At 48.7% G+C, this 4,710-nt stretch carries 4 protein-coding genes; 3 read left to right on the top strand and 1 reads right to left on the bottom strand.

Going from position 1 to position 4,710, the window contains the following annotated elements:
- Positions 1-1,571: AAA family ATPase (locus FJZ26_04330; GenBank protein MBM3229630.1), on the bottom strand; the 1,571-nt coding region annotated here is incomplete at its 3' end.
- Positions 1,572-1,849: 278 nt separating this feature from the next.
- Between FJZ26_04330 and FJZ26_04325 the strand changes: the two genes are divergently transcribed.
- From FJZ26_04325 to aspS, 3 genes are all read left to right on the top strand, one after another.
- Positions 1,850-2,848: a DUF460 domain-containing protein gene (locus tag FJZ26_04325; GenBank protein ID MBM3229629.1), complete on the top strand. Its 999-nt coding sequence runs from the start codon at positions 1,850-1,852 to the stop codon at positions 2,846-2,848.
- A 48-nt stretch (positions 2,849-2,896) separates the two neighbouring features.
- Positions 2,897-3,400: a hypothetical protein gene (locus FJZ26_04320; protein MBM3229628.1), complete on the top strand. Its 504-nt coding sequence runs from the start codon at positions 2,897-2,899 to the stop codon at positions 3,398-3,400.
- Positions 3,401-3,475: 75 nt separating this feature from the next.
- Positions 3,476-4,710: aspartate--tRNA(Asn) ligase (gene aspS / locus FJZ26_04315; protein MBM3229627.1), on the top strand; the 1,235-nt coding region annotated here is incomplete at its 3' end.

Here is a 4,710-nt window from a genome sequence, read left to right as displayed (position 1 = left end):
TCCTGCTGCCCGATCTGCTTTTTTGCCTGCTCGTACCAGGGAGGAAGCGAGGACTTCTTTTTCCCGATTGCTTTTAGAAAGTCGCCTGTTGTGACAAGCCGCTGCTTCACTTCCTTGTTTGCCTTCTCCTCAGCCTCCTTTTCCCCCATGCCCTGCTGCATGTGAAGCTCCTTCCTTTTCTGTATCTTGTGGAACACCTGCCTCCAGGGAATTGCCCCTGCCTCCTCCACAATTGCCTTGAGGTCTGCTGAAGCATAGCCGTGCGTCGCGCGCGCAAGCCTTGTAAAGTTAATGTGCGAGGCAAGCGGGAGCTTTTTGGAATGCATTTTGAGGATTTCCCGCCTTGAGGCATAGTCAGGCTCAGGTATGTAGATTGTCTTTCCAAACCTGCCTGAGCGCCTCAAGGCAGGGTCAACGTCCCAAGGCGCGTTTGTTGCGCCTATTATAAGCACGTTTGTGTTGTGCGCCTCAAGCCCATCCATCTCGAAAAGAAGCTGGTTGACTGCCATCTTCATGTAGGCATTGGACTGGGTCATCTCCTCCCTTCTGCCCCCCAGGGCCTCCATTTCATCAAAGAAAATCATGCAAGGCGAGTTTTTCCTGGCAGTCTCGAATATGTTGTGCAGGTTTTTTTCCGTGTTCCCGACATACATGTCAACAATGTCGGAAATTTTTGCGTTTAGGAAATTGGACTTGCACTCGCCTGCCGCGGCCTTGACTATGAATGTTTTGCCGCAGCCGGGGGGGCCATAGAGCATCAGGCCGCCGCCTGCCGCCTTGCCATAGTGGCGGGCAAGCTCCGGGCTTGTGAATGGATACACAATGTCCTCGTTTATTTCCTCCTTCATCTTCTGCATGCCTGCAACATCGGAAAAGTGCATGTTTGGCTTTGACATCAGCTTGACGGCATTGATGCCTTGCTGTTGCTGCGCTCCTGCCTGCCCGGCCTGTTGCGGCGTGTCTGGGCCGCCCCCGGTTGTCACCCCGGAGTCCTTTTTCTGCTTTGCAATCTCCCTGTGGCTTATGGCCTCTGTGAAATTGGGGTTTAACTCTATTGCCTTGTCATAATCGGCAATCGCCTTGTCAAAATCATTTAAGTAGTCGAAGGCAAGCCCGCGGATATGGTAAGCTTCGGAAAAATTGGGGTTAAGCTCTATGACCACGTTGAAGTCTTCAACTGCCTTGTCGTATTCCTGCTGGCATGCAAAGGCAAGGCCCCGGTTGTAGAATGCCTTGAGGTATTTTGGGTTGAGGCTTATTGCCTTGTCGTAATCCTTGATTGCGCCAGGGAAATCCTGCTTTCTGTAAAAGGCATCTCCCCGGTTATTGTAAATAACCGGGTTTTTTGGGTCCAAGTCGGCGGCTTTTGTATAGTCTGTAATGGATTTTTCAAACTCCTTGAGGTTGTAGTAGCACAGGCCGCGGTTAAAGTATGCCTCGGAAAAGGAGGGATTGAAAAGGATTGCCATGTTGTAGCTTTCAATGGCCTTGTCGTAGTTTCCCTTCTCGTAATTCATGTTGCCTTTCTGGTAATGCGTCCTTGCGTCTGTGGATTTGGAGCCTTCGGGCATTGAATCACTTTTGGTAAGGGGCTTTGCGGTATTGCATTGGATGCCGAGAGTTCATTAATTCTTGCTGCAGGCTGTTTGTATTGGGCATTTGGAACTGTGAAATTTCTAGCCTGGTTGCCAAGATGCCAGGTCCGTGATGCTATGTATTCTTTTTATTGTTAATATTCATATTTATACATTACTACTGTGCAACTGCGCGCTGCTTCATTTCAAGATGTTTTAATATTGAGATTGCAAGCACGGCAGACGGCAAGAATTGCAGGCTAGGTTGGGTATGCATGGCAAAATATGGCATCATTGGCATCGACCCCGGGGCGACATGCGCTGTCTGCGCAATTGACCTTTCTGGAAAGCTGATTGGCTGCTCAAGCTCCCTTGAGTCTGGAAAGGACTCGATAAGCCTGTTGATTAACGGCCTTGCAGTCCCCTCTATAATTGCAACTGACAAAATACCGGCCCCCTTTGCAGTCAAAAAGGTTGCGGCCGGGTTCAATGCACCGGTTTATTGCCCAGACAGAGAGATGAGAGAAGCTGAAAAAAGCCAGATTGTCAGGGGGATGGAATTTGAAAATGCCCATATTAGGGATGCATACTGCGCTGCTCTAGACGCATACAGGCACTTTGCAAACAAATTCAGGCAGATAGATGCCATGGGCCTTGATGATGCGCAGCTTGTTAAGCACCTGGTTGTCCGCGGCAACACAGTTTTCAGGGCCGTGATTTTATGCTCCAAGGACAAGAAGCTGGCTGCATTGGGGGCAATGGGATTTGGGGAAGGCAAAACAAGCATTGTGAAAAACGCAGCTTGGGCCGGGCAGGAAGAAAAAAGGCTTGCGGAACGGCTGATTTGCGAGGTTGAGGAACTTTCAAGGACTGTTGCAAACCTGAAGGCTGCAAACCTTGGGCTGCAGGCTGAAAACGGCATGCTAAAATCGGAGCTTGAAAAATCTCGGAATGGTTTTCGGGCAAACCTGGGCAGGGATGCGCAGATAAGAAAGCTGACTGGCGCGCTTGCAAGGCTAGGAGAGTACGTGCGAAGGCTAAAGGCTGCAAAAAATCACAGAGGCAGGCAGGTTCGGGAAACAATAATTACAGGCAAAGGCAATCAAAAAGATGCCATAAAACAGCCAGATTTAATAAATTTTAAATGGAATGATGTTAGCGGAAAACAAGGTGGAAAAGAAGGGCAAGACGGACAAAAAAAACTCCAAAAGCCCGTGAAGGTTGACTTGAACAAGTTAGTCAGCGAATACAGGGATGCGAGAGAAGATTTTTGAGGGTGAGGGCGGGAAAAAGCCGCATGGAGTGCACTGGTTTGTTGGCGGATGCAAATGAAAACCCCCATATGCGAAGTTTGCGCAAAGACCGGCGAGCTATGCCAAAACTGCGTTTCCGGAATAAGGAAGGGAAGGATTACGCAGCTTGACGCAAAAATCAGCAGCTTGCTTTACCAGATTAATGAAAAGCATAACATCACAAATGCAAGCTTTGTAAAGTCAGTTGAGCTTGACGGCCTTGTGATAATATTTACTGACACCGACCCAGGCCTTCTGATAGGGAGAGGCGGAAAGGTGGTGGCAGAGCTGACTGCGGCAACCGGCAAAAAGGTCAGGATTGCAAAATACAACAATGATATTAAGAGGGCGCTTGAGGATTTGACATATCCTGTTTGCCTGCTTGGGATAAACAGGGTTTACAGCCAGGGAAAGGAGATTATGAAGCTGCGGCTGCCGAAAAATACACAGAACGGGCTGCCTATTGCCCTTCCGTTGCTTCAAAAAGCTGCAGCAAGGCTGTTAAATTCAGAGGTTTCAATAGTCTTTGAGTAAAAAAAATGGAATTTGAAATGGGCCCCGAAAGTAAAATTAAAGGAGATTAAATAGTTACGAGGGTTTGGTAAGTTTATGTTCAGGACAAACTACATTGAAGAGGCAAAGGGTCTTGCAGGAAAAGAAATAACGCTTGCAGGATGGGTTCATGAAGTCAGGAACCTTGGAAAATTGCGCTTTTTGCAGCTTCGCGACAGGACAGGGATAATACAGGTCACTGGCAAGGAGGGAGTTACGCCGCCGCAGGTATTGCAAAGCATGGACCTTGTCAAGGAGACAGTTGTAAGGATAGAGGGCAATGTGGTGGAGTCAAAGATTGCAAAGGCTGGAATTGAGTTTTCCCCGACAAAGATAGAGGTTCTTGGGGAAGTCACAAGAAAGGTGCCGTTTGAAGTGACAGGCAAGGTGCCTGTTGAACTTGATGTGAGGCTTGACTACAGGTATGTTGATTTGCGAAGGGCCGCGCCAAGCGCCATATTCAGGATAAAGCACGAGGCTGTGACTGGCTTTAGGGAAACTTTGTGCCAGATGGGCTTTCAGGAAGTCCAGCCAACCTCGATTGTAGCCGCGGCAACAGAAGGGGGGACAAACCTTTTCCCGATTGAATACTTTGAGAGGAAAGCCTACCTTGCCCAGTCCCCGCAGCTTTACAAGCAGCTTGCGGTAGTCGGGGGCATTGACAAGGTTTTCATGACAACACCCGCATTTAGGGCTGAAAAGCACAACACGCTGTCTCACCTAAACGAAGTGCTGCAGATGGACATAGAAATGGGGTTTGCAGACCACAACGATGCAATGGACACGCTAGAAAAGGTGGTGCTTTCAATACTTGCAAGAGTGGAGGCAAAAAACAAGATTGAGCTTGAGGCGCTTGGCGCAAAGGTAAGCGTGCCGAAAAAAATCAAAAGATACACATACACGCAGCTTATTGAGCTTCTAAATAAAAACGGCGTGAAGATAGAGTGGGGCGAGGACTTTTCGCGGGAAACCGAGGCAGAGCTATACAAACTGCTTTCAGAGGAGCTTTATTTCATTACCGAATGGCCAACTGCAATCAGGGCATTTTACTCAATGCCGCAGGAAGGCAACGAGAAAGTATGCAATGCCTATGACCTTATGTACAAGGGCACTGAAATTTCCTCGGGTGCGCAGCGGATTCACGTGCCTGGGCTTCTTATAAGACAGCTTGAGGCGCGAGGGTTGGATCCTACTGACTTCGAATTTTACATCAATGCGTTTAGGGTTGGCGCGCCGCCACACGCGGGCTGGTCCATTGGCCTTGAGAGGATTACAATGAAAATCTGCGATTT

The sequence above is a fragment of the Candidatus Parvarchaeota archaeon genome (assembly GCA_016866895.1).
In the GTDB taxonomy this organism is placed as follows: Archaea; Micrarchaeota; Micrarchaeia; order Anstonellales; family VGKX01; genus VGKX01.
The sequence above is the reverse complement of the archived record's forward strand: the minus strand, read 5'-3'. Positions and strand labels throughout refer to the sequence as shown.